Annotated in this window: 21 protein-coding genes; 4 read left to right on the top strand and 17 right to left on the bottom strand. The window is 41.5% G+C overall.

Features of this window, described 5'->3' with window-relative positions; all coding sequences use genetic code 11:
* Positions 1-78: 78 nt before the first annotated feature.
* Both NST59_RS17650 and NST59_RS17655 read left to right on the top strand, forming a co-directional pair.
* Positions 79-393, top strand: coding sequence for a general stress protein (locus NST59_RS17650; protein ID WP_126682464.1), 315 nt, complete (start codon positions 79-81; stop codon positions 391-393).
* A 125-nt stretch (positions 394-518) separates the two neighbouring features.
* Positions 519-1,328: a bifunctional hydroxymethylpyrimidine kinase/phosphomethylpyrimidine kinase gene (locus tag NST59_RS17655; RefSeq protein ID WP_024426411.1), complete on the top strand. Its 810-nt coding sequence runs from the start codon at positions 519-521 to the stop codon at positions 1,326-1,328.
* Positions 1,329-1,373: 45 nt separating this feature from the next.
* Here the strand turns inward: NST59_RS17655 and NST59_RS17660 are convergent, their stop codons facing one another.
* From NST59_RS17660 to NST59_RS17695, 8 genes are all read right to left on the bottom strand, one after another.
* Positions 1,374-2,447, bottom strand: coding sequence for a chitobiase/beta-hexosaminidase C-terminal domain-containing protein (locus tag NST59_RS17660; protein ID WP_144489868.1), 1,074 nt, complete (start codon positions 2,445-2,447; stop codon positions 1,374-1,376).
* A 154-nt stretch (positions 2,448-2,601) separates the two neighbouring features.
* On the bottom strand, positions 2,602-2,856 hold the full coding sequence (locus NST59_RS17665; protein WP_024423823.1) for a hypothetical protein: 255 nt from the start codon (positions 2,854-2,856) through the stop codon (positions 2,602-2,604).
* 217 nt (positions 2,857-3,073) lie between these two features.
* On the bottom strand, positions 3,074-4,414 hold the full coding sequence (locus NST59_RS17670) for an MFS transporter (RefSeq protein ID WP_341040875.1): 1,341 nt from the start codon (positions 4,412-4,414) through the stop codon (positions 3,074-3,076).
* 173 nt (positions 4,415-4,587) lie between these two features.
* The gene (locus NST59_RS17675) at positions 4,588-5,676 is read right to left on the bottom strand and encodes an amidohydrolase family protein (protein WP_144489866.1); all 1,089 of its coding nucleotides are present in this window, start codon (positions 5,674-5,676) and stop codon (positions 4,588-4,590) included.
* 730 nt (positions 5,677-6,406) lie between these two features.
* Positions 6,407-7,864, bottom strand: a complete 1,458-nt coding sequence (locus NST59_RS17680) for a glycoside hydrolase family 32 protein (protein ID WP_064498916.1) — start codon at positions 7,862-7,864, stop codon at positions 6,407-6,409.
* Positions 7,865-7,883: 19 nt separating this feature from the next.
* A complete protein-coding gene (locus NST59_RS17685; protein ID WP_039182351.1) occupies positions 7,884-9,272 on the bottom strand; it encodes a sucrose-specific PTS transporter subunit IIBC in 1,389 nt (462 codons plus the stop codon).
* Between the two features lie 255 nt (positions 9,273-9,527).
* Positions 9,528-10,361, bottom strand: coding sequence for a PRD domain-containing protein (locus NST59_RS17690; RefSeq protein ID WP_039182354.1), 834 nt, complete (start codon positions 10,359-10,361; stop codon positions 9,528-9,530).
* Positions 10,362-10,413: 52 nt separating this feature from the next.
* Positions 10,414-10,692 (bottom strand): hypothetical protein, encoded by a 279-nt coding sequence (locus tag NST59_RS17695; RefSeq protein ID WP_144468064.1) that lies wholly within the window; start codon positions 10,690-10,692, stop codon positions 10,414-10,416.
* A 500-nt stretch (positions 10,693-11,192) separates the two neighbouring features.
* Between NST59_RS17695 and NST59_RS17700 the strand changes: the two genes are divergently transcribed.
* The gene (locus NST59_RS17700; protein ID WP_144489864.1) at positions 11,193-13,619 is read left to right on the top strand and encodes a S8 family peptidase; all 2,427 of its coding nucleotides are present in this window, start codon (positions 11,193-11,195) and stop codon (positions 13,617-13,619) included.
* Between the two features lie 320 nt (positions 13,620-13,939).
* On the opposite strand, the gene NST59_RS17705 is transcribed toward NST59_RS17700, so the two are convergent.
* The 3 genes from NST59_RS17705 to NST59_RS17715 form a co-directional block, all read right to left on the bottom strand.
* Positions 13,940-14,944, bottom strand: coding sequence for an LLM class flavin-dependent oxidoreductase (locus tag NST59_RS17705; RefSeq protein ID WP_253293394.1), 1,005 nt, complete (start codon positions 14,942-14,944; stop codon positions 13,940-13,942).
* Positions 14,945-14,997: 53 nt separating this feature from the next.
* Positions 14,998-15,747 (bottom strand): oxygen-insensitive NADPH nitroreductase, encoded by a 750-nt coding sequence (gene nfsA, locus NST59_RS17710; protein ID WP_126682470.1) that lies wholly within the window; start codon positions 15,745-15,747, stop codon positions 14,998-15,000.
* A 111-nt stretch (positions 15,748-15,858) separates the two neighbouring features.
* Positions 15,859-17,070, bottom strand: a complete 1,212-nt coding sequence (locus tag NST59_RS17715) for an FtsW/RodA/SpoVE family cell cycle protein (RefSeq protein WP_144516247.1) — start codon at positions 17,068-17,070, stop codon at positions 15,859-15,861.
* A 475-nt stretch (positions 17,071-17,545) separates the two neighbouring features.
* On the opposite strand from NST59_RS17715, the gene NST59_RS17720 reads away from it, so the two are divergent.
* On the top strand, positions 17,546-17,809 hold the full coding sequence (locus tag NST59_RS17720; RefSeq protein WP_008345491.1) for a spore morphogenesis/germination protein YwcE: 264 nt from the start codon (positions 17,546-17,548) through the stop codon (positions 17,807-17,809).
* A 77-nt stretch (positions 17,810-17,886) separates the two neighbouring features.
* Here the strand turns inward: NST59_RS17720 and qoxD are convergent, their stop codons facing one another.
* The 6 genes from qoxD to galT form a co-directional block, all read right to left on the bottom strand.
* On the bottom strand, positions 17,887-18,267 hold the full coding sequence (qoxD, locus tag NST59_RS17725) for a cytochrome aa3 quinol oxidase subunit IV (protein WP_007497818.1): 381 nt from the start codon (positions 18,265-18,267) through the stop codon (positions 17,887-17,889).
* Between the two features lies 1 nt (position 18,268).
* Positions 18,269-18,886, bottom strand: a complete 618-nt coding sequence (qoxC, locus tag NST59_RS17730; protein ID WP_039182371.1) for a cytochrome aa3 quinol oxidase subunit III — start codon at positions 18,884-18,886, stop codon at positions 18,269-18,271.
* Positions 18,886-20,844: a cytochrome aa3 quinol oxidase subunit I gene (gene qoxB / locus NST59_RS17735; protein ID WP_007497822.1), complete on the bottom strand. Its 1,959-nt coding sequence runs from the start codon at positions 20,842-20,844 to the stop codon at positions 18,886-18,888. The genes qoxC and qoxB overlap by 1 nt, the downstream gene beginning before the upstream one ends.
* Before the next feature lie 27 nt (positions 20,845-20,871).
* Positions 20,872-21,828 carry a cytochrome aa3 quinol oxidase subunit II gene (gene qoxA / locus NST59_RS17740; protein ID WP_099663814.1) on the bottom strand — a complete coding sequence of 319 codons (957 nt, stop codon included), beginning with the start codon at positions 21,826-21,828 and terminating at the stop codon, positions 20,872-20,874.
* 517 nt (positions 21,829-22,345) lie between these two features.
* Positions 22,346-23,428: a M24 family metallopeptidase gene (locus tag NST59_RS17745; RefSeq protein WP_144489858.1), complete on the bottom strand. Its 1,083-nt coding sequence runs from the start codon at positions 23,426-23,428 to the stop codon at positions 22,346-22,348.
* Between the two features lie 12 nt (positions 23,429-23,440).
* A complete protein-coding gene (galT, locus tag NST59_RS17750; RefSeq protein WP_144489856.1) occupies positions 23,441-24,952 on the bottom strand; it encodes a UDP-glucose--hexose-1-phosphate uridylyltransferase in 1,512 nt (503 codons plus the stop codon).
* Between the last annotated feature and the right edge of the window lie 22 nt (positions 24,953-24,974).

Raw genomic sequence — 24,974 nt, forward strand, 5'->3', positions numbered from 1 at the left:
TGGCTTTCTTCTCATGATATAAAAGGCGGTTTGATTTGATGAAAAAATGGGAATTTTTGATGAAAAGGAGTGATGATCATGGAATATATCACGGTTGAGAATAGTAAAGAAGCGAAACAGGCCATCGACCACTTTCATTCATCGGGTTCAACAAAGGACGCTGTATTTGTTTTTGCGTACGACCCAGAACGCTCTGATACCGTAACGGAGTATACAGACGCCAAAAGCATGACTGCGGTCGATCAAGGGATTTTGGATCAAGTTGCCAATGTCATTCGCACCCGGGATGATGAACTGATGGCCAAAATGATGTCAGTTGGCGCCGATCAAGAGTTAGCTTTAACCCTTTTAGACGAACTGAAAAAAGGGAAATTGGTGATTTGTAAAAGGTAAAAAAGAAAGGCGTTCCGAAGAGAGGAACGCTTTTTTATGCCGTTTCATTGTGATAAATGGAAAAGCTGATTATAATAAGGGATAGAACAATAACTGTTACACATCACATTGGAGGTTCAGCAACTATGTCTATGAATAAAGCACTCACCATCGCAGGTTCGGATTCAAGCGGCGGTGCAGGTATCCAAGCAGATTTAAAAACGTTTCAAGAAAAAAACGTCTACGGGATGACAGCTTTAACCGTTGTCGTTGCAATGGACCCTCATAATCATTGGGATCATCAGGTGTTTCCAATTGATACGGCGACGATTCGCGCGCAGCTCTCTACCATTGTTGAAGGCATTGGTGTAGATGCACTGAAAACGGGTATGCTCCCAACCGTCGACGTGATCGAGCTTGCAGCTGACACCATCAAAACATACGACCTAAAAAATGTCGTCATTGATCCTGTTATGGTTTGTAAGGGTGCGAACGAAGTCCTTTACCCAGAGCACGCGGAAGCATTGCGCGAGAAGCTCACGCCACTGGCAACCGTTATTACACCTAACCTTTTCGAAGCAGGTCAATTAAGCGGAATCGGCGAGATCAAAACGATTGAACAAATGGAAGAAGCAGCAAAACGCATTCACGAACTTGGTGCAAAATATGTGGTCATCACTGGAGGCGGTAAGCTAAGCGAGGACAAAGCCATCGATTTGCTTTATGATGGACAAACCTTCGAACGCCTTGAAACAGATAAAATCGACACAGAATACACACACGGCGCAGGCTGCACATTCTCAGCAGCAGTCACAGCTGAACTAGCGAATGGATCAGACGTGAAAGAAGCCATTTATGCAGCAAAAGAATTCATCACTGCTGCTATCAAAGGCTCTTTCCAGCTAAACGAATACATCGGACCAACAAAGCATTCTGCTCATCGTTTTGATAAATAAAACAGAAAAAAACCGATTCGCCGTTTAGGTGAATCGGTTTTTTGTTTATCGAAAGCTGCGTCTCTGTGCAAACAGCCAATCGGTTAAGCCTGGCGTCTCATAAGCAGGCGTCCATGATGCATGGTCATATTCATACTTGCTTGCGTACTCCGTATAAAGCGGCTGGCCGCCTGCTTTTTGAATAGCTTGAATTGTATTTCTCGCATAGCTGATAGGGATAATGGAATCATCTTCTGCATGAAATGCCCATATCGGCTTGTGTGCTAAAATTCCTGCCTTGCTTGGATCTGCACCCCCCGCAATAGGAATCATCGCTGCAAACAAACGAGGATATGTGATGTTCAACTGGTACGTGCCAAATCCACCTTGTGATAAACCCGTCGCATAAATCCTTTTCTGATCAATCTGATAAGAAGTTAACACATGCTGAAGGACATCATAAGCTTTGTGTAAATCCGGTGAAAATTGAAACACGTTTGTCAGATCGATTTCATTTTGCAAATTTCTTGTTAATGCAAAGCCTCCATCCACAGCATTTCGCGCTTGAGGGGCTAATACGTACGAAGGATGTTTCTTTTGGATTTCAGGGGAAGCCCATAAAACTGCACCATCATTCGCAAGTAACTGCTTTTGATTGTCTGTTCCCCTCTCACCGCCTCCATGTAAGAACAGGACGAGAGGATAGGCTTTACCCCTCTTACGATTTTTTGGAATATACAGCCGATAAGGCATTCCTTTGTATTCGAAAGATAAAAAAGATGATGCAATGTCCTCTCGTGTGACAAACTTATAATTGTATGTAGACGTGGAAAGGCGGTGGTTTTTCTTGTAAACGCTTACTTTTAAAGTCGTATCTTTTTCGATATGAATGGGCTTTTTGTATAACTGACTTTGAGTTGTCGGCTGGCTGCCATCTGTTGTGTAATAAAGAGAAGCTTTTTGAACGTGAGAATGCAGAGCCACCTCTTGTGAACGATAATATTGACCAGACGGGACTGAAGCAGTTGATGCAGCATACGACGTATGATTTCGGGCAGAAGAAATGGAAGGAAAAAGAAAACTCATAGAAAATAGGACAATCATAAAGGTGATCAGGCATTTCTTGGTTGTATGGTTCATATCGTTCCTCCTGTACATGCTCAGATGAATTTTTATTTATTATTTATCATGACAATAAGAATGTCAACGCTTTCATTTAAATTTCTGAATAATCTGACCGAAACAAAAAAGCATACCCGCAACCGAGTACACTCTTTTATCCATACATGAATGCCTATTTTTGCTGATCGGACTCTTTCGCCATTTTTCGAATAAAGGCTTCGATGGATTCAACAAATAAAGCATATTCTTTCATTTGTTTATACGTATCTGACAGCTTCTCTTTCACTTCTTCCTGCTCTAAAGAAGGTTCACCGAGAATAGATTGAACTTGAATGAGCAATTCTTTATATTCTTCACGTTTATCTTCAACATGATCTGCCATTGTCTCCAAGCGTTTTCTAGTCGTCGGCTGCTGTTTTGAATTCAAGTAAACAACCCCTTTTTTGTCCTACCGCATTTGGATAAACGTCAGCCTCAGCTGTATATATTTTAAAATGATACCATAATTCCACCTGTTATCATATATGTAAAACGTCATCAAACCGCTTTAGGCCAACCTTGTATATACACGATATAGACCTTAAGATACAGGCTGATTTCACTAGAAAAAAGCAGATCATTGATCTGCTCAGATTGTAGACAAATTATTTTTCAAGCCGGATTTCCCCTATTTCCTTCTGACTCTTGAAGGCAGTTCTTTTTTGCTCAAATTTCATAGCTAATACTAATATGAAAGCTATTATTAAAATAATACTTAAGAAAATCAAACCGGCTTGCATTTTTCCTGTAGCATCTTTTAACCATCCAACTGCATAAGGGCCAACAAAACCTCCTAGACTTCCAATTGAATTAATGACTGCAATTCCAACAGCTACTGTGGCTGGACTCAATATCATAGTGGGTAATGACCAAAAAGGACCTTTAAAACAACACATGGCTGCCAATGATATGGTGATGAAAATCATTGCAATAAATGGATTGGATACCATTCCTACACTGAGTAACGTTAAACCAGCTACGAGTAACGGTAAAGCTGTGTGCATACGTCTTTCACCAGTGCGATCTGAGCGTCTTGACCAGTAATTCATGACGATTGAAGCAATAATGTAAGGGATTGTAGCAATGAAGCCGATCTGGGTGTTTGATAAATAGCCAGATAATCCTTTAATAATTTGGGGCATCCAATATCCAACACCCAGTGTACCTGCAGTATATACAAAGTAAATTAAGGCGAGGTACCACAGTTTAGGATCAGTCAAGGCCGTCTTATGACTAGAGGTTTGTTGGCCTTTCTTTTCTCGTAGCTCCTCGTCCTTTCTTAATTCTGAAATCAACCAATTTTTTTCTTCGGCTGTTAGCCACTTTGCTTGTTCTGGCCGGTCTGTTAAGTAGAAATATGTAACAAATCCTAAAATAACAGCAGGGGCGCCTTCGATAATAAACATCCAACGCCATCCAGGCACATTCATCCAATGAATATGATCAATAATTAAAGTAGAAACGGGAGCTCCTATAATATAAGAAACGGCGATTGCTGTCATAAACATCGCAATTGTACTTGCTCTTTCTTTAGCTCGGAACCAATAAGTAAGGTATAGAATAATACCTGGAAATAGACCTGCCTCTGCTATTCCAAGAAGGAATCTAATGATATAGAGCTGGGTAGCATTCTGAGCAAACCCAGTTGCCATAGAAATAATTCCCCAAGTAAAGAGTATCCTAGTAATCCAAACTCTTGCCCCAAATTTTTGCATTAAAATATTACTTGGTACTTCAAACAGAAAATAACCAATAAAAAAAATACCTGTCACAAGACCAAACATTTTACTTGTTAGTCCTAGTGCTTCATTCATTTCCAATGCAGCATATCCCACATTTGCCCTGTCTAGATAAGAAATAATATAGAGTAAAAATAGTAACGGGATAATTCTTCGTGTCACCTTTCGAATCGTCTTCTTTTCGAAATTCAATTGAGAATTTTCCAATCAAATTCCTCCTTTTAAAAAGAAATTTTGATAACGCTTACATTTATCTAAAAAATAAAGAGATACTCTTACGCTTCTGTAAGATGTCTAAGAGTATCTCCATTTACCCTTCTGTTGTTTCCTCAAGACAGCGAACAAAATGAAATATATCTTCTTTCATCGTGTCAAAACGTTTATTTCCAACTAGAAACGCTCTCAATATCTGGTATACCGTTAAATATTAAGTGTTTCGGTTGATAATTAATGTTACCTAACACCGTTTCTCCATCTACATCAGGAAAAGCAGTCTCAGTAGAAGTAGAATCCAGCACCACAAGGTTATTTGGAGTAAAAGTAAAATCGTCAATTCCTAACAATTTAGGAGCTGTTACCAGAACGGTTCTAAAAGCTTCATCTAGAGACAGTCCACCTACAATCATTTTAGAAATGATGTAGCTCATGTTATAAACGGGGTATTTTCTCCATGACGCGCTTGTTAAATCTGAACTGATCGTATCTGGTTTAATTCCTTCAGCTAAGCATTTATAAAAAACATTCCAATTAAAGTGTTTTCTACCGTGACCGATATCTAATACTATCCCTCTTTCTACTGCATCTAGAAATTCTTTTTTTACCTTCCCGGCAGTATTTAACACGTTTCCATCCCTTCCTTGAAATGGATGAGTGAGAATGTCCCCTTTATTAAAATATTGTGTTACCTCTTCAATATCTAGTTTAGTTTCAGTTAAATGAACCATCATTCGTAAATCAGTTCGATCGGCTGCTTCTCTTGCTAAGCGTAATAAAGACCGGTCAGTCATTATATCCACCTGACCTAAGCGAATCTTAATTCCTAATAAACGATCATCAGCTAAAGATGCAACTTCAACTATTCGATCCAACGAAATACTTTCTGGCTTGGTTGGGTTAGGGTTGGGATGATTGGTTAGCCCTTCTGGTAAGGCTGATAACCAAGAACGAACTGTTAATGGGCTCTTTTCCCAATAACGATTTGCTTCCTCCCATCCGTCATAGCCAAAAGTACCTGCGTCCCCAACTGTCGTTACTCCTGAGGAGAGATATTGTTTATCTGTCACACCAATCTCCGCTCCAGGTGCCCATAAATGACAATGAAAATCGACTAGTCCTGGTACAATTACGCTAGATTCAGATAAATGAATCTCCCTATCATCCTCATGAGTAACTGTTATTCTTGTAGACTTATTTGGGATGAATCCCTTTTCTGACCAAATAGAACCGCCTTTAAAATTCCATACTCCCATGCAAATACACCCCTTAACTTCATATTGATATAATAGATTCGTTTATTTAATTGTTAACAATAGCATCTTTTTTACATGCCTTGATAACATCCAACCACTGTGCTAAATCACTGACAAACATACACTCCTCTTCTTTTTGGATAGTAGAAACAATCAACTAAGAGATTCATTTCCATACACAAATCAATAAGATAGCGCTTTCAAAAAATATAATGAATGATGCAACCCCTATCCCCAAAGGATTATCACGCACCTCAAAAAAATTTTTATGATTTATCTTATGTAATAAAAATTACTATTTTTTATACAAAAGTAATGTTTATTACCAATAATTTAAATGTATGTTATCACTCATGCTTAATAAAGTAAACATTTTTTATAAAGAACAGCAGATAAAGTAAAACGAACAGTGAAGCAAATGGGAAACGATCGTTTTCCGGAAAATATAATGGAATTGATGGCGAGGGATATATAGACGTTGTGATTACCATTGGTCCAAAAGCAAAAAAACAATGAAAATAAAAATTCCACTTATGACAGTGGAATAAAATGAGGATGCGGTATTGGGGTACCCAATTTTCCGCACCTCGCTTATCTGATAGAGAAATGTATTCATCAAACCTTTCTATCAATCGTGCAGACGGCTCTGAATCTCCCTTTTTTATATGCCGTGCTGTTTTTGGTTACTTTTAATTTCACATCATATTAATCATCACATGTAGGGTTCGGATCAACGACCTGCTTCTTTTTGTAAATGCCATGTCTTCAATGTCAGCTTTGTTTCATTTCTTCCACTGATGGAGATTGATTTATTTCCCGGGGAAGGAAAGTAACGTGCAGTAAAAACTTCTCGGCCTCCGTTTACAAAAATCTCAATCGACGATGCATCAATAAAGATATGCAGGTCGTGTAATTCCTCTATGACCGCTTCACGAACTTCTTTTGATCGATCTTCAAATCGATCCCGTTCTAATGTCAGCTTCCCTTCCTCTTTATCATAGATGATCCGTGCAGCTGCACGGATACAGCATTCAAACCCTTTCTGTGTGTCAATTTGATCAATGAATACCTCTGCGCTCGTAATATCATCTACAGGGATAGAATGAACAGAACGTTTAATATGAAAAACATGCTCTTGTTCATTGGTCCGCATGGATTGAAGTTCACTTACTGGTTTTTGAATGAGATGTCCGTCATCATCTAAACGGAGCTCTCTCGGGATCGTGAGGCAGTGTATCCATTGATAAGAAATCGTCGGATGATGCTCTTCTCCTTGATCAGGCACCCCCATCCACCCGATTAAAAGACGTCTGCCTGATTCGTCTAGAAAGGTTTGCTGGGCGTAGAAGTCAAAGCCGCGATCCAGCTCCTCAAACGCTCCATGCGTATATTGATAGGTATGATCATCCAATCTCCCAACAAAATAACCTGATTGATGGGTATTGTGATATTTTAAACCATCTGGCTTGAGCCCTTGCGGTGACACAATCAATACATCCCGGCCGTCTAATTCAAACAGGTCTGGACATTCCCACATATAGCCGAAATTGTCTAAACCATTCTTTCCACTGCCTGCAATCGTGCCTTGAAACGTCCACTTCTCTAACGTATCAGAGGTAAACAAAACAAGGTGTCCTTTCAGGTCTAAACTTTGTGCACCAAGAACCATGTACCACTGTCCATTCCTCTTCCATACCTTTGGATCTCTAAAATGGGCAGTGAAACCTTCCGGCAGCGTTGCCACGACACCTTTTTTCTGAAAGTGAATGCCATCCTCTGAAACAGCTAAACATTGATACGTCTCACGGTTCCCTTGTTCATCCCGAACGTTTCCAGTGTACATCACATGCATCTGCCCATCGTCTATAAATGCACTGCCAGAATAACAGCCGTTTTGATCAAACCAATCACTTGGGGCAAGAGCGGCTTCTTCGTGATGCCAATTCACTAGATCTGTCGATGTGTAATGACCCCAGAATTTTGCTCCATGTCCCGTTTTGAATGGCTGCCACTGATAAAAAACATGATAAATTCCTTTCCACTGAATCAGCCCATTCGGATCATTTAAAAGACCGACTGGCGGCATTAAATGAAATTGCTGCCGGTACACATCCTTTTTAACCAAATGCTCATAGTTTCGAATACGTTCTGCTATCTTTTGACGAAGTGCTGCGTCAGTTGTTGTCATGTCTGTGACCACCCCTTGATTATTTTTCGACTTCTTTAACTTTAAAAATGATGGTGAGAATAAATGAAACAGCAACAGCGATTAACATACCAATTACATAATTGACCACATTTTGAACACCGAATGGTGCTGCAATCGCAATCATCGGAATGCCTGTTAAACCATAAGCATTGGCGGCTACCTTCGTGAAAACGACAAATGCCCCGCCCAATGCACCCCCGATCATCGCCGCAATAAATGGTTTACGGTAGCGGAGGTTTACACCGAATATGACAGGCTCGGTAATTCCTAAAAAAGCAGAGAAGGCAGCAGGAAGGGCAATTTCTTTTGTTTTTGCACGCTTGGCTAAGAAAAAGACAGCCAATCCTGCCCCGCCTTGCGCGACATTGGACATTGCCCAAATTGGCAGCAAATAGTTACGTCCAATATCATTCAGCAATCCTGCCTCTATCGCATGGAAGCTATGGTGAACCCCTGTGAGCACAATTAAAGAGTAAGCACCGCCGAAAATGAGTCCTGCTAAGAACCCTGCATGGTCATAAATAAACGTCAGCGCATTCGAAATTCCTGTACCAAGCATTCTTCCAAGCGGTCCAACTGCAATAAACGTCACAAATCCAGTTACAATCACCGTCACAAATGGGGTCACAAGTAAATCAATACTGTTCGGAACCACTTTTCTTAAATTCTTCTCAACAAGACACATGATATATACGGTCAATAACACTGGAATGACCGTCCCTTGGTAACCAAGAAGAGCAATATCAACATTGAATAAATGCATATATTCTGGTTTTGCTTCCGTCAATCCCCACGGATTAAGCAGATTCGGGTGAATCATAATTCCCCCAATGACGGCTCCTAAATACGGATTTCCGCCAAACTCTTTCGCTGCACTGACCCCAATTAAAATCGGCAAAATGATAAAGGCTGCACTCGAGAACATATCAAGCATTTGGAAGACCGCAGAGCTTGGGTCAGCCCATTTGAAGGCTTTCATCATACCTAAGAGACCCATTAATAAACCGCTTGCCACAATTGCTGGAATGATCGGTACAAAAATATTCGATAACGTCTTTGCAAAACGCGCAAGTGGATTCATTTTTTGTTTCACTGCTTCATCATGGCTGACAGGCTTTTGTTTCTCGTCGCCTGTCTCGAGACCAGTCTCACGAGCAAATGGTTCATACACTTTGTTGACAGATCCAGTTCCAAAAATCACCTGAAATTGCCCTGAACTTGAGAAAGCCCCCTTCACTCCTTCAAGTTCTTCAATGGCCTCTTTGTCAATCAAATCCTCATTTTTCACCACCAATCTGAGTCTTGTTGCACAATGTGTGGCACTGATGACATTTTCCTTGCCGCCTAACAGACTTGTTAATTCTTTGGCTGTTTTTTGATAATCCATGATGTCTCCTCCTTTTTTAAAGCAAAAAAGACCTAAAATTCACCAACGAGCAAAGGACATACACGTCCCCTCGTTACGCAAATTTTAGGTCTTGCCTGCCTGACAGTCACAATCCCGCGATATCAAATTTTGATGACGCTTTCATCATAGTATAAGACTGTGACATGCGTCAACCTCTTTTTTCAAATCCAATGACCCATATACACTAATAAGAGTAGTGTGCATAAAAAAAGCCTGCATGCAGGCACGATCATTTTAAACCAATTCGGCTTCCTGCAGACGCTGGACATGCAGCGTGATGTAGCCGATCTCCGATTCAGGGAGATGAAGTCCATATTCATCTTTTAACAAATCAGCGAGTCCAAGTGCACACCGGTAAGCTGTATCATACTTTGTTTGGATAAAAATCAGCATGTCATCGTCCATGATTTGAAATGCCTCATTCGATTCCAACCTGCCTAATGCATACCTCAAATGTGTCACAAGCCGCTGATAGGAAATACTATCCTCATCAATTGAATGCTGAAAATAGCTTTCAATATGCTCGATCATTTCTTTGATCATCGTTGTATATTTCACGGTCTTTTTCATGGACTCCGTATTCATTTTGGCCGTATGAATATGAAGTGCCACATATCCTGCCTCATCGTCCGGCAGTTCGACCCCAAGCCGCTCCTTTACATAACGAATGGCATACTTTCCAATCTCATATTCCTGCTTATATAAGACTTTGATCTCACCAAGCAATTTATTATATAACACAATGCCTTTTTGAAGGCGTTCAATGGCGAAGGACAAATGATCAGTCAGTGATATGTGGATGTGATCACTGAGCGGCATCATGAGTTTACCTTCTGCATAACTGATGATATGCTCTGCCACCTCAATATGCGCTTCTGGCAATGTGGCAAGAATTTGTTTGAATTTCTCATTTTCTTCACGCACAACAAAGATTTTCTCTATTTTTTGAAGAGGAACGACGTCATTTTTCCCCTTCTGAAAAGCAATTCCGGGTCCCATCACAATTTTCTCCTGATCGCCCTCCTTTACAACCACTGCGTTGTTATTCAATATTTTATATATCTTCAAGGGGTATCCTCTCCCAGCAGATAACATTTCTTATGTGGGATTTTACCCTGTTTCACTTTTTCTGTAAAGGTAAGAGCGGACCAGCACGCGCCTCTCGCATCGTCTTCTCTTCAAGCATCATCAGACTTTGAGTCAATCGCTTCTCTGCCCTGCGTTTCTTCTTATGTTCTTCTGCCAGCTTTTCCAGCTCTCTCTCTTTCACTACTTGAAAGAATCCGGCATCCGCCGCGGCCGCCTGAACCCCTTGCTGCTTCATCATCACACCAGGGTTCACAAGCACATTCATCATGAAACCAAACCATACGCTCAACCAGCTTTTTAATTTCTTCACTGAACATCCCTCCGCTTTTCTTAGAATCTAGCAACTCTATCAAAACAACTGCTCCTATCATATCCCGAGAAAAAAGAGAGGTTTGTCACAATCTGGGTGAAAAAACAAACTAGTTTTCAGAAGTTTTGTTGAAAAGTGCAGAAGATCATCATGTGCCTAGATGTTTCATTGAAAATTTTATGCACACGCTATCCCAAAGTTAAGCACACCTTATCAACAGGGTTTATCCACATATCAACACCCTCTCACTAGATTTTGTGTATGTAAATTTTTTATTTTCCATATATGTATCTTAATAATCGAGTTATCAACAGACATTTGTGAATAAGTGCGACTTTATAAACAAAATAGTTCTTTGTAACTATGTAAAATAAGACCATTTTAGTAAAGGAATTGTTTTCAACATATTGAATACTTAATAACGGGCAGTGAATCTTTCCTATTTATCCACAAAAAGAAAGGCTATCTCCCTAAAAACACAGCTAGAAAGGGGAAAATTAATGAAAAAGGTCATATCTCGTTCTTCTGTTCTATTGTTCTCCACTATTTTTATTTTATCCACATTCTTTACCGGTCAACAGGCTGCTGCTGCTCCATCTAACAAAAAGGTGGAACTAGAAAAAGCAGAAATCTTCGGTGAAATCAATGTCAACTCGAAAAAACAAACCACCGTCATTGTTGAATTAAAGGAAAAATCCCTAGTTGAAGCCAAGCAAGACGGCGAAGCACAAACAAAAGCCTCCCTCAAAAAAACTCGAACAAAAGTAAAGAACGCAGCACTCAAAGAGGTAGATAAAGCGAGTGTTCGTCAAGAATATGAAAAAGTCTTCTCTGGTTTCTCTATGAAACTTCCTGCAAACGAAATCCCGAAGCTGCTCGCAGTTGATGGAGTAAAAGCTGTTTATCCGGATGTTACATATAAAACCGATGAAGTGAAAAAGGAAAGCATCCAGCTTCCAAACGAAGATGTCTCCCCGCTTATGGATAAGAGCGCTCCATTTATCGGTGCACCAAAAGCATGGGATGCCGGCTATTCTGGAAAAGGGGTCAAAGTCGCAGTCATTGATACTGGAGTAGACTATACCCACCCTGATTTAAAAGGAAACTTCGGTTTATACAAAGGCTATGATTTTGTTGATAATGATTATTCTCCGCAAGAGACTCCTAAAGGAGATCCTAGAGGCGAATCCACAGATCACGGCACACACGTCGCAGGAACGATCGCGGCAAATGGACAAATTAAAGGTGTCGCAAAGGATGCCACACTTCTTGCATACCGTGTACTTGGACCAGGTGGATCTGGAACAACTGAGAACGTTCTTGCAGGCATCGACCGGGCGGTTACTGACGGAGCAGATGTCATGAACCTCTCTCTTGGAAACAGTGTCAATAACCCTGATTATGCAACGAGCATCGCTCTCGATTGGGCCATGTCTGAAGACGTTGTCGCTGTTACATCCAATGGAAACAGCGGTCCGAACAACTGGACAGTCGGTTCACCTGGCACATCAAGAGATGCTATTTCTGTCGGAGCAACTCAGCTTCCGTACAGCCTTTACAATGTGAAATTCCCGAACTATTCAACTGCAAAAGTCATGGGCTACTACCAAGAGAGTGATTTAAAAGCGCTTGACCAAAAACAAGTCACACTCGTCCAAGCTGGAATCGGTGATGAAAAGGCATTTGAAGACATCGATGTTAAAGGAAAGGTGGCCGTGATTGAACGTGGTGCCATTGCTTTTGTGGATAAAGTCGACAATGCAAAAGCAGCTGGTGCAATCGGCGTTGTGATGTATAACAATACCGATGGAGAAATCCCAGTCGATGTACCAGGTCTCGCACTCCCTACAATTAAGCTGTCAAAAGCTGAAGGAACAGCGCTTATCAAAGCCATTGAGGCTGGAAACAATACAACGGCTTTCTCCATTCAATTTGTCAAAGAACTTAGTGAGCAAGTCGCTGACTTCTCGTCCCGCGGACCTGTTGTGGATACGTGGATGATTAAGCCTGATCTATCAGCCCCCGGCGTCAGCATTGTGAGTACGATCCCAACGCATGATCCTTCTCAGCCTTACGGATATGGTTCTAAGCAAGGAACAAGTATGGCTTCTCCGCATGTGGCAGGAGTAGCAGCGATCATCAAACAAGCAAAACCATCGTACTCAACTGGACAAATCAAAGCATTACTGATGAATACAGCAGAAAAACTGTTTGACGCAAATGGCAGCCCATTCCCTCATAACACACAAGGAACAGGCAGTGTTCGAATCATGGAATCACTTCAAGCGTCTTCTATCGTTTCTGATGCGAGCTATTCTTACGGCACTTTCTTAAAGGAAAAAGGCGTTCAAATCAAAACGAAGAAATTCAAGGTAGAAAACCTTTCAAAAGCACCGAAAACGTATACCATTGATTACAAATTCAATGGCAGCGGCATTAGTACAAACGGAACGAAAAAAATCACCGTCAAAGGGAATTCCACTGGATCCTTTACTTCCGCAGTACAGGTGAATTACGGAAAAACCAAGAAAGGGACGTACCAAGGTAGCATAACCATTCGCGAAAATGGCAGAAAGGTCACGGAAATCCCCACTTTATTGATTGTGAAAGAGCCAGATTATCCGCGCGTCACTTCTGTTTCCGTAGAGCCTGACAACCGTGCTGGAAGCTATGTCATCAGCAGCTACCTGCCTGGCGGTGCTGAGAACCTTGCATTCCTTGTCTACTCAACAGATGGAGAGTATTTAGGTGAAGCTGGTGTTTATCAACATGTTGATAAAGGAGAGCACCGCGTAAAATGGAATGGCACAATCAATCAAGGCCAGAAGCTTGAAGCTGGTGAGTATACAATGCTTGCGTATGCGAGTTTGAAAGGAAAATCAGATACCGTACAAACGAAGGAACCTTTCGAAATTTACCCTGAATAAATGTGAATCACAAGAAAAGCCTTGTATGAGCGGATAAGCTCATCAAGGCTTTTCGATCATATATGGAGGAAAGAGAAACTCATGTTGATATGGCTATGGATCGTTTCTTTTTTTACTGCTTTTTTTCTGACGATCACCTTGGTTTATTTACTAACTTTTTTACATACGAAGCAGCCTCGTCCTTTTCATCAAGCATGCGAGCTGACTGTTTATGCTTCCTGTATCTACCCGCTCAGCCTGCTGGTGTCAGCCGCCTTCTTCCTCACTATGATGCTGCTTTTCCCCTTTTACTGGCTGCGTGGACGATAAATATACATACGTTATGCATCAAAGGCTTCTTTTAATAAACGATACGATGTGAGCCGGTCTTGCATGTGATGTGTGATGGTCACAGCGATCAATTCATCTGTCCGATAAGCCTTGGCGAGTGTGGTCAGCTGCTTTTTCACAGATGCTGGTGTTCCAACGACCATCCTTTGACGATTGGCAGCCACTCGTTTTTGTTCATATGGACTGTAAGAATACGCCTGTGCCTCTTCATATGAAGGAAAGCCTTCAAGCTTCAGCCCCTGTTCATTGGCAAGTAAAGATAAATCTAAGCTGACAGCTAGTTTTTCTGCCTGCTCCTCTGTTTCAGCACATAAAACAAAGACTGCCAGACTGACACGTGGCTTATCACCGAATACTGAAGGTTCAAACCGATTGATATATTGCTCTACAGAATCTTCTCCGCCTTCACCATTAATAAAAAGAGCAAACGTGTAGCCTGCACCTGCTTTCGCCGCAAGCCTTGCACTCCCTCCAGAGGAACCGAGCATCCAAACTTCTGGCGCGGTCTCTACCTTCGGAGAAGCAGTCAAATGAGGCAGCGGGTAAAATTCATCCGCTAAATCGTGTAAATACACCTTCAATTCTTCTACTTGCTCAGGATATTGATCACCTAAACGCTTTCGCTCCCCATGATGAAGGGCAATAGATGAAATGGGCATACCACCAGGGGCACGTCCAATCCCAAGATCAATTCTGCCAGGAGCCAGCGCTTCGAGAACCCTGAAGTTCTCTGCTACTTTATAGGCGCTATAGTGGGGAAGCATGACGCCGCCCGAGCCAATGCGTATATGCGACGTAACGGCTGATAAATGGCCGAGAAGCACCTCTGGACTTGATCCTGCAAGCCGATTTGAAAAATGATGCTCTGATACCCAAAAACGGTGATAACCCCACTTTTCCGCCTGCTTCGCTAGTTCAACCGTCTGCTTCAAAGCCTCAGCAGGCGTAGCACCTCCTATCAAAGGAGATTGATCCAGTATACTTAATTTCATCATGCTGCACCTCTTACAGAAATCCCCCTCTCTCAAGCGAAAGGGGGTTGTCTTATTTATTTTCGATTAAAGCCCTTCTCTTTCACAAATTCTCCAAGGAAGGCACGCTTTGGCTGGCTAAAGCCTCGCAGCATCTGCTCAGACCAAGTATCTTTTCTCTCACCGTTTGTTCGTGTTTCATAATATGCGGAAATACGATCGTCGTATTCTTTTAAATAACGATCCACATGCGCTTCATCTTGCTGATATGAATTTTCATGATATATGAGTTCAACTGGCAGTCGTTCCTTTTGAGACGACTGATTAGCTGGATGCCCAACAGCTAGACCGAATAACGGCAGCACATAAGATGGCGTTTCAAGCACTTCAGAGACTTCTCTCAGCTGATTACGCAGTCCGCCAATATAGCAGATTCCAAGTCCCATTGATTCTGCGGCAACACTGACATTTTGTGCAGCCAATGCCGCATCAATGACGCTAATGAGAAAGGCTTCTGTATTCTCAAGCGCCTCCTGATGATTCTTCCCTGCTTTTTTTGCAATATGATCATGGCGTTTCAAGTCTGCACAGAAGACAAAGAAATGCCCATTCTTCTCAACGTAAGGCTGATTCCCAGCCAGTTCAGCAAGCTTGGCCTTCTTCTCCTGATCTGTTACACCAATAATACTATACGCCTGTACGTAGCTTGATGTTGAAGCAGCCTGTGCACTTTTGATCAGTGTCAGCACCTCTTCTTCTGTCAAACGCTCGTCTGTAAACGAACGAATGGATCGATGATTTAATATGGTTTCTATCGTTTTGTTCAACTCGAAGACCTCCTTGACTTCTTCTATCATAAAACAAAGACATAGGGCTTTTCAAAAATTAAAACTCGCAATAAAAAAAGACAGCCTATAATTAGACTGCCCTTACCCGTTTTATTTAAATAAATAACTTTGATATTTAGTTAATTGAACGCTTGCGTTATAGGCGATCCCGAATCCAATCAGAACGGACAAGACAGAGCTTCCTCCAAAGCTGATAAATAAGAGCGGAATCCCTGTTACAGGCATCACGCCTATGTTCATTCCAATGTTCTGGAACGTATGGATCACAATCAAGGCTGTATATCCGACGCAGAAGAATGACGCAAATCGGCTATAAGGATGTATTCGGTCAATCAGTACGACCAGCCGGTAAATCAAGAAGAAGAACATGATCACAACAAACGCACAGCCGATAAAGCCAAAGGCTTCACCTATAATGGAGAAAATCATATCCGTTTGTGCTTCAGGAACATAGACCTTTAAGTTTTTAATGCCGTTCCCAAAAATCTGCCCTGCCCCAATGGCCATAATCGCCTGCTCTACTTGATATTTATCAGATCCAGATGCATCCTGCGTCTGTGCTTGGTTGGCTGCCGAAGAACTATCAGGCAGCCAAGCGGTAATACGGTTGATCTGGTACTGCTGAATGCCTATTGTTTTCGCAAAATCAGGGAATAAGATGATTACGGCTAAAATAGAGGCAACTAAAAGCACAACCACTGAGCCGATGAGTGAGATCAGTTTCCAATTGACCCCTGATAAAAATACCATCACCACAACAATAAACATACAAACAGCCGCAGTCCCTGCATCCTGCAAGAAGATTAGTCCAACTGGTACAGCCGCCACTCCGGCAATTTTTAATAGAAGGAAAATATCATCCTCTAATGTCCGCTTTCCTCTAGGTGTAGACTTTCCAATGACAGATGCGAGCATCATAATCAAACCAATTTTCATGAACTCTGAAGGCTGAAATGTCCCTATTCCTGGCAACACAAACCAGCTTTTTGCACCATTTTTGATTGGAGCAAAATCATGACCCCCGATTTGTGCAGGAGCGACTTTAAGAAGAATTAACAGCATAATGCCGCCTATAAATATATATAAGCTCAGTTTCTCTAATTGCTCTAAGTCAAAATAATTAATAGCAACAATACATATAACTCCGACCATATAGTATATGATCTGCCTCGTCCATGCATTAGATCCATACTGCCCAAATTGACCCGCAGCATAAATCGCAATGACACTGATGGCAAAGAAGGCTAAAAATATAAAAATCAAATCTCCTTGATAGTAAGGAGATGTATTCTGCTTGTTCATGAACTAACCACCCTTATTACAAAACATAAAAGCCCTTGTTTATATTAGATTGAAATTTTCACAAAATCAACTCACCTTAAATATGACGGAAGATACATCCGAAAGGTTCCATTCAATTTTCAAAAAATGAAATACTTTTCATCCTAACAATAGGAAAAAATTCCTCTATACACTTTTCATTCAACCGATCTCAAGTCCTTTAAAAAGTTTATTTTACAGATTTTAAGGGGAAAATTCAATGACCTATGTGGCGATATGACAAGTAAACATCAGATGAGATAGCTGCACTGAGGAATGAGGAATAAAACCATTTTGTATGGAATAAGGCCCATTTTCCAATTATTACGTTTACTTCAAAGTCAATTGTGGTATAATACCTGTAACAAAATGTTCACAATATCTCCTAAAAACAGACACAATTGCATCCTGACCTCTCATTTGATTTGAACATCAACTTACAAAGGAGTTGGATACGATGGATATGTTCTTTGCGTACCTATGTATTGCAACGGCTACACCCCTGTTTTTATGGCTGGAAAACAGAAAGATTGCATTAGCATCTATTCCACCCATTATGATTATGTGGATTTTCTTCGGTCTTTACATGACAAGCAGTTTATCTCCAGCAGGACATACCTTCATGATCGCATTCTTTGCCATTAACGTGATTTTGGCTCACATTGCAGCGTTCCTCATCTATGGACTTCCATTCATTCGCAAAAGATTCAGCAGCAGATAGATATCGCCCAACTATTGGAAGCGTTATCACCATTATGATAAAAACCACTCACCTTTAAGAGATGAGTGGTTTTTTTATTATTTCTCTGAATGCTCAGACTGCTTTGGTGCAGACGGTGAATAACCGTCTTTACTGTTCTCTCCGTGGCTGTAGTGAGCCGCAAAGATCCAAACAGATCCGATGACGAAGATAATCGCACAGAACAGACCAAACAAAGTATTTCCGACTTGAACAGTTCCGTTCTCGCTCTCTGTCATGTGCATAAACATGAACAGCTGCAAGAATGCTTGAATGAACGCAAAACCAAAGATAATCCATAGTTTTGCGGAACTGCCAATTTCAGCTCCAATGGCAATCCAGAATGCTAAAATTGTCAGCACAATGGATAGAATGAAGCCAACTACGTGTTTCCAAGGGAAGTGTTCGTGCTCTGCTGAGGAATGTGTTTTTCCAGCCATATCACAAAAGCCCCCCTAATCCGATCAAGTAAACAGCTGTGAAGATGAAAATCCATACAACATCAAGGAAATGCCAGTATAGACTTGAGATGAAAATCTTCGCTGCTGTTTGTGGAGTTAATCCACGTTTTTTAATTTGGAACAAGATTCCGGTAATCCAGAAGATACCGATCGATACGTGTAGTCCGTGAGTTCCTAAGAGTACAAAGAATGCAGACCAGTACGCACTTGTATGGATGCTCGCACCCTCATGTACATAATGGAAGAACTCAAAAATCTCAAATCCAACGAAGCCTGCACCTAGAAGCAGTGTGAGAATCGTCCAGATGACAACCCCTTTTGTACTTCCACGGCGCATTTCATGAACGGCAATCCCGCATGTAAATGAACTAACCAATAGCAGGAATGTCATGATCAATACAAGTTTCATATCAAACAGCTCAGCTGGTAAAACGCCACCAGCTGTTCTGCCATGTAGAACAAAGTAGGTCGCAAAAAGTGTTGAGAATAACACGATTTCCGCGCCAAGGAATATCCAGAAACCAAGAATGTTTAAACGTCCGGTTTCAGAGCGATATTCAAGCGGTGCATTTGCATAGCTGCTATCATTATGTCCCATTACTTCTGCGCCTCCTTATTCTTTTTCTCTGTTTCGATTACTTCTTCAACAGGAATATAGTAGCCATCGTCATATTCGAATGAACGTAAAATCATCGTTGCGAATACACCGATTAAGCCAATAACGCCAATCCAGTACCATTCAAATACAAGACCGAATGCACCAAGTCCAAAGAATGCAGACATGATCAACGGTCTGCCTGAATTGTGCGGCATGTGAATTTTCTTGAATTCTTTTTCAGGATGAACGTCTACATTGTTTTGCTTCCAATGATGGAATGCATCTGGTGTTGTCACTTCTGGAAGTGCTGCAAAGTTATAATGCGGCGGAATTGCAGAAGATGTCGCCCAGTCAAGTGTACGTCCTTCTCCCCAGCTGTCTCCAGACACTTCACGTTTTGCGTGTCTCCAGCTGTAGTAAATGTTGTAGCAAAGGATGATGAATCCGATACCCATCATAAATGCACCAATTGTTGAAATAAAGTTTAGTGCAGTCCAGCCATCTTCTGGTCCATACGTATAAATACGTCTTGGCATTCCTTGCAGTCCTAAGAAGTACTGCGGGAAGAAACAGATGTTAAATCCGATCATGAATACCCAGAAGAACCATTTGCCGATTCTTTCGTTTAACTTGTAACCAAACATTTTTGGATACCAGAAAACAAGACCAGCAAAACAAGCAAATACAGTACCTGCGATTAATACATAGTGGAAGTGGGATACAAGGAAGTACGTGTTATGGTACTGGTAATCCGCAGCTGCCATCGCAAGCATAACCCCAGTTACACCACCGATTACGAAGTTCGGGATGAAACCAAGTGCCCAAAGCATTGGTGATGTAAAGCTGATACGGCCTCGATACATCGTAAAGAGCCAGTTAAAGATTTTCACACCTGTTGGTACAGAAATCGCCATTGTTGTAATCGAGAAGAATGAGTTAACCGCTGCACTGTTCCCCATTGTAAAGAAGTGGTGAACCCACACAAGGAAACTAAGAACAGAGATTGCCACAATCGAGACAACCATCGCTTTGTAACCAAACAACTGCTTTCTTGAGAACGTCGCAAAAATTTCTGAGAAAATACCGAAAGCCGGCAGGATAACAATATATACCTCAGGATGTCCCCAAATCCAGAATAGGTTCGCCCAAAGCATCGGCATACCGCCTGCTTCGAGTGTAAAGAATGCAGAACCGAATAAACGATCAAATGTCATAAGTGCTAAAGCAACTGTTAGTACAGGGAATGCAAAAACGATGATGACAGACGTAATCAATGTTGTCCATGTAAACATTGGCATACGCATAAGTGTCATACCTTTTGTACGCATTTTTAAGATGGTCACCATGAAGTTAATACCTGTCATAAGTGTACCAATACCTGCAATTTGGAGCCCGAGCAAGTAGTAGTTCTGTCCAGGTCCTGGTGAGAAATCATTTCCGGCGAGCGGCATGTAACTCGTCCAGCCTGCACTTGGTGATCCTCCAATAACGAAGGAAATGTTGAACAGCATTGCTCCGACCATGAATGTCCAGAAGCTAAGGTTGTTCAAATAAGGGAATGCAACGTCACGTGCACCAATTTGAAGAGGAACAACGACGTTGATTAAACCAATTAAAAATGGCATCGCCATGAACAAAATCATGATCGTACCATGCGTTGTAAAGATTTCATTATAGTGGTTTGAATCTAAAAACGTATTATTAGGAAGCGCCAGCTGCGCGCGCATCATCAGTCCGTCTACCCCACCGCGGAAGAACATAATCACAGCAGCAAGGATATACATGATTCCAAGCTTTTTATGATCAACTGATGTCAGCCATTCTTTCCAGAGCCATTTCCACTTTTTAAAGTAGGTTAAAACAAACACGATGGCAATGGAGGTAAGAGCGATAGAAATTTGCGCACCAAGAATTAATGGGTCTCCAGTTACAAAAAACTCATCCCATTTTAAATGCATAACGGCCTCCTCCTTTCCTTAGTCAGTTTATTCTGTTTCTAATTTTCTTTTATAGTTCTTCACATTCTCGAAAGGATCTGTCTTGGAATGCGGAGAAACTGCTTGGTAACCTAAACGTTTGCGTGCTTGGAGTGCATATTCAGAATCCTCTCCGTGCTTCGCAAAGGATAAATGTGTTGATGAGAATGTCTGCACATCTGCAGCATCAGGAAGCATCAAGTAGTCATACGTTTTCTTCGTTAACTTCGGTGCTTCTTTCTTTGTTTTATTTACCCATTTATCATAGTCAGACTGCGTCATCGCATTGACTTTGAATTTTTGCTGAGCAAAGCCCTCGCCTGTGAAGTTGGCGTTTCTTCCTTGATATGTGCCAACTTGATCAGCTTGAAGGTATTGTTCCATCTCCATTCCAGCCATCGCATACTTCTCCCCGCCTAGCTGAGGAATCCATAGTGATGCCATTGTATCAGCGGAAGTGATTTTGAATAAAACCGGCTGATCTTTTGGAATGTTTAAGTAGTTCACTGTCTCAATATTTTCCTCTGGATAGCTAAAGATCCATTTCCAATCAACAGCTGTCGCATAAACGACAAGAGGATCTTTATGGCTTGTTGCTTGAGGTGCCTCTTCCAAAGAGTAAATTGTTTTTACAGTTGGAACTGAAAGGGCAGCAACGATTAATATTGGGATCACTGTCCAGACAACTTCTAGAAGCGTGTTCCCGTGTAGTTCTGGGTTATAAGAGGCGTTTCCAACGTCCTTACGCTCACGGTATTTAACCAAAATGATGGTAAACATTACAAATACCGCACCAACGATAAAGAGCATAAATCCGATCGATAAAAGGATTAAGTCTTTTTGTTGTGCTGCGACTGGTCCTTTAGGATCTAAAACAGCGATATTGCTGCAACCTCCTAATACAAAAACACTCACGAGCATCGCTAATAAAAGCATAGGTTTAATGGCTCTGAACAAGAAGATCACCATCCTTCCTTAGATAATGTATAAATTGCTGAATAATTGTGAAAAGCCATCTGCCTTCGAAAACTTTTCTTCCCTTTGTAATGCTATCAAAATCTGTTAGAGTTAGCTTCCCTTTTTTCAAAAGTTCATTTATTTTTCAACAGATTTCTTTTAAAATGTCATAAATTCGACATAAATTTATATTATTGCACACACAATAAATTTCTAGGATTTTGAAAAGTTGAGAGTTGAAGGCAAAGGACAAACAATCAAGAACTTTGTCAAATTTAGGTTTACCACAATAAAAAAGTTTGGTCAAATTTCAATTTAACTTAATGAAATTTTATCTAGGTAAACAATTTCAAAATAGGTATCCCCACATTTAACAAAAACCTTACTTATTTTAACGCAAGTTGATAAGAAAAGAAAGTATCGATCCTCTGACTATACGCTGTAAGAATTGGTAATCATGTTGAATATGTGGAATCCCACTTAATGACTTCCAGCAAAAAACCGGCTCAGCGCCGGCATTCTGCAATTATTCATCTCTTACTAAAATATCAGGGCGTCTATAGATGTCCCCTTCATGTTCAACGTCAATGTATGTCCACTTGCCTGTATAGGTTAAAAAGCGGTTCCCCTCTTTCTCTACGACCATCGTATCCTCTGATTTCAATCCAGGCAATGAAGGGTTCCATGTAAACACTTGCTGCAGCTGAATTTCTTCCTTAGATGAAGGAACTGCAATCATTTCTCTAGATACAAAGCCCGTTTTTCCTCCTTGATGAAGCTTTTTCCAGCTATCAGGGAAGCCTTCTTTTTCATACTGAGCGATACCTGCTTTCATCACGTCTCCCAAAGTCTTACCGGGGCGCGTAGCGGCATTCATGACCGTGTCAATTCGTGCCAGCCGCTCTTTGTTCTCTTCAAGCTCCTGTGGAAGCTGACCGAAGTAAACAGACCTTGTGACATTGGCCACGAGTCCATGCCGTTCAGCGCAAAGGACAACAAGCGCATGCTTTTGAAGTTTTTTGTCTGTTGGAATTGGATGACGGTATTGATGAATCCGGTCATCTGTTGCTACAAGCAGCACTTCAATCGTCATTCCCTGCGCGATCGCTTTTTGAGCCGCAAGCGAAGCGATTTCGTACTCCGTCTGTCCTGGAACGATTTCTTTACAGACACTCTCTACAATGACCGCTGTTTCATGACAAAGCGTTTCATACTGGCGGAGCTGTGATGCAGAAAGAATGGATCGAACTTGCGACAAATCCGGCTCAACCGATTCGAATCCATCCATTTGAATGTCTGATCCGATTCGTTTGTCTTTTGTGAGTGTTTGAATGTGTGCCGTATCATCCTCAAACCAATCCATCGTCACCACTTGAAATGGGTGATCGATATACGCCATCTCTTCTTCAATGATCCGCTTTTCTTCCATTTGATTCACAATGAGGACGATGTCGTCTTTTAACACAAGCAGCTTGCACACGCCCTCTGGTGTATTTAACACGATATGATTTCTTCTTCCTCCTGTCAGCCAGGAGAAGTTATTTCGCTTTTGAATTAAGACACCGTCGAGCTGTTTTTCTTCCATTATTGTTCTTACTTGTTCAATCATCTAATCACCTGCCTATATGAGTGTATGAATGAAACGTTTAAAAGCTGTTTTCCCTTGCTTGGTTCTTTTAAACACACCCGCCTGTGAGAGAATTCGAGAAAAAATGATGCCGACTTCTTTTTGTAAAATGGCTTCTGTATTCTCCTCTGTAAAGGTGTTCTCTTCAAGCAGACGCTTTGCCCATGCTTCGTGTTTCGTGATAGTAGGACGGGCTTTGATTTCTTCAAGGGGGTTTGGGGATAACAGCGCTTCTTTTAATTGGCTTAATTCCTCTGCTAATCTACCAGGAAGAACTGCAAGACCCATCACTTCAATTAATCCGATATTCTCTTTTTTAATATGATGGACTTCTTCGTGCGGATGGAAAATTCCGTCCGGGTGCTGCTTGTTTGTACGATTATTACGCAGCACTAGATCTAATTCATAGTCATCTCCATGTCGGCGTGCAATTGGTGTAATGGTATTATGCGGCGTCTCTCCTGTATGAGCTAGCAGCTCCACTTCTTCATCTGAATACATTTTCCACTCGTTTAAGATAAAGTCAGCGGCGTCTGCAAGCGTCTGCCTATCGCTGCTTCGAAGGCGGATCACAGACATCGGCCATTTCACAATCCCGGCCCTCACATTCGGAAAGGCACTCAGAGTAAAAACATCTTCAAGCTTCGCTTTCGCCATCGGAAATTCATGCGCACCGCCCTGAAAATGGTCATGGCTTAATATACTGCCCCCGACAATCGGAAGGTCAGCGTTCGATCCGATGAAATAATGCGGGTATATATATATGAAAGAAAGCAATCGTTCAAAGGTCTTTTTGGTGATATTCATCGGCTCATGTTCGCCTTTGAACACAATGCAGTGCTCGTTGTAGTACACATAAGGTGAAAATTGTAGAAACCAAGATTCATCTGTGAGTGTCACAGGAATAATCCGGTGATTCTGTCTCGCTGGATGGTTGATCCGTCCCCCAAACCCAACGTTTTCTTTACAAAGCAGACAAAGAGGATATTGCTTTTGACTAAGTTTTTTGGCTTCAGCGATTGCTTTTGGGTCCTTTTCCGGCTTCGATAGATTAATTGTGATCTCCAACTCGCCATCATCTGTTGGTGTAAACCACTGCACATTTTTGGCGATTCTGCCAGTATGAATATAGTGTGCGTGCTGCTGCATTTCATAGAACCAGCTTGTAGCCGCCTCTGGTCCTTCATGCTGGCGTTTCTCTTCAAACTTCGCGTAGATGACACTTGGAGGCGCCACCAAGCATCCCATGATTTTCGCATCTAGTAAATCGCGATACGTATCCGTCCCCTCAGGGATAAGGCCAGTCTCTACTGCCCAATCCAGCATTGGCATTAAGATGTCTTCAAGTTCCGCATCCCCTGAGACTGTTCTTGCCTCAGCTTCATCCAGCCCAAGCACCTCAAGCAGCCGATTTCTCGTATAATCGATATCTAGTGGTGTAATCAGCTCTTGATTAACTCCGTATTGAATCAGCTGTTCCAGTTTTTCAAAAATATCTACCGCCATTCTCTCTGTCCCCTCTCTTGCC

This window comes from Bacillus sp. FSL R5-0439 (assembly GCF_038008805.1).
GTDB lineage: Bacteria > Bacillota > Bacilli > Bacillales > Bacillaceae > Bacillus > Bacillus safensis.

What these genes read in the sequence shown, in the direction of transcription:
- NST59_RS17650 (WP_126682464.1), top strand. Translation starts at nt 79, where the DNA reads ATGGAATATATCACGGTTGAGAATAGTAAAGAAGCGAAACAGGCCATC.
- NST59_RS17655 (WP_024426411.1), top strand. Translation starts at nt 519, where the DNA reads ATGTCTATGAATAAAGCACTCACCATCGCAGGTTCGGATTCAAGCGGC.
- NST59_RS17660 (WP_144489868.1), bottom strand. Translation starts at nt 2,447, where the DNA reads ATGAACCATACAACCAAGAAATGCCTGATCACCTTTATGATTGTCCTA.
- NST59_RS17675 (WP_144489866.1), bottom strand. Translation starts at nt 5,676, where the DNA reads ATGGGAGTATGGAATTTTAAAGGCGGTTCTATTTGGTCAGAAAAGGGA.
- NST59_RS17680 (WP_064498916.1), bottom strand. Translation starts at nt 7,864, where the DNA reads ATGACAACAACTGACGCAGCACTTCGTCAAAAGATAGCAGAACGTATT.
- NST59_RS17685 (WP_039182351.1), bottom strand. Translation starts at nt 9,272, where the DNA reads ATGGATTATCAAAAAACAGCCAAAGAATTAACAAGTCTGTTAGGCGGC.
- NST59_RS17700 (WP_144489864.1), top strand. Translation starts at nt 11,193, where the DNA reads ATGAAAAAGGTCATATCTCGTTCTTCTGTTCTATTGTTCTCCACTATT.
- NST59_RS17705 (WP_253293394.1), bottom strand. Translation starts at nt 14,944, where the DNA reads ATGATGAAATTAAGTATACTGGATCAATCTCCTTTGATAGGAGGTGCT.
- NST59_RS17715 (WP_144516247.1), bottom strand. Translation starts at nt 17,070, where the DNA reads ATGAACAAGCAGAATACATCTCCTTACTATCAAGGAGATTTGATTTTT.
- NST59_RS17720 (WP_008345491.1), top strand. Translation starts at nt 17,546, where the DNA reads ATGGATATGTTCTTTGCGTACCTATGTATTGCAACGGCTACACCCCTG.
- qoxD (WP_007497818.1), bottom strand. Translation starts at nt 18,267, where the DNA reads ATGGCTGGAAAAACACATTCCTCAGCAGAGCACGAACACTTCCCTTGG.
- qoxC (WP_039182371.1), bottom strand. Translation starts at nt 18,886, where the DNA reads ATGGGACATAATGATAGCAGCTATGCAAATGCACCGCTTGAATATCGC.
- qoxB (WP_007497822.1), bottom strand. Translation starts at nt 20,844, where the DNA reads ATGCATTTAAAATGGGATGAGTTTTTTGTAACTGGAGACCCATTAATT.
- NST59_RS17745 (WP_144489858.1), bottom strand. Translation starts at nt 23,428, where the DNA reads ATGATTGAACAAGTAAGAACAATAATGGAAGAAAAACAGCTCGACGGT.
- galT (WP_144489856.1), bottom strand. Translation starts at nt 24,952, where the DNA reads ATGGCGGTAGATATTTTTGAAAAACTGGAACAGCTGATTCAATACGGA.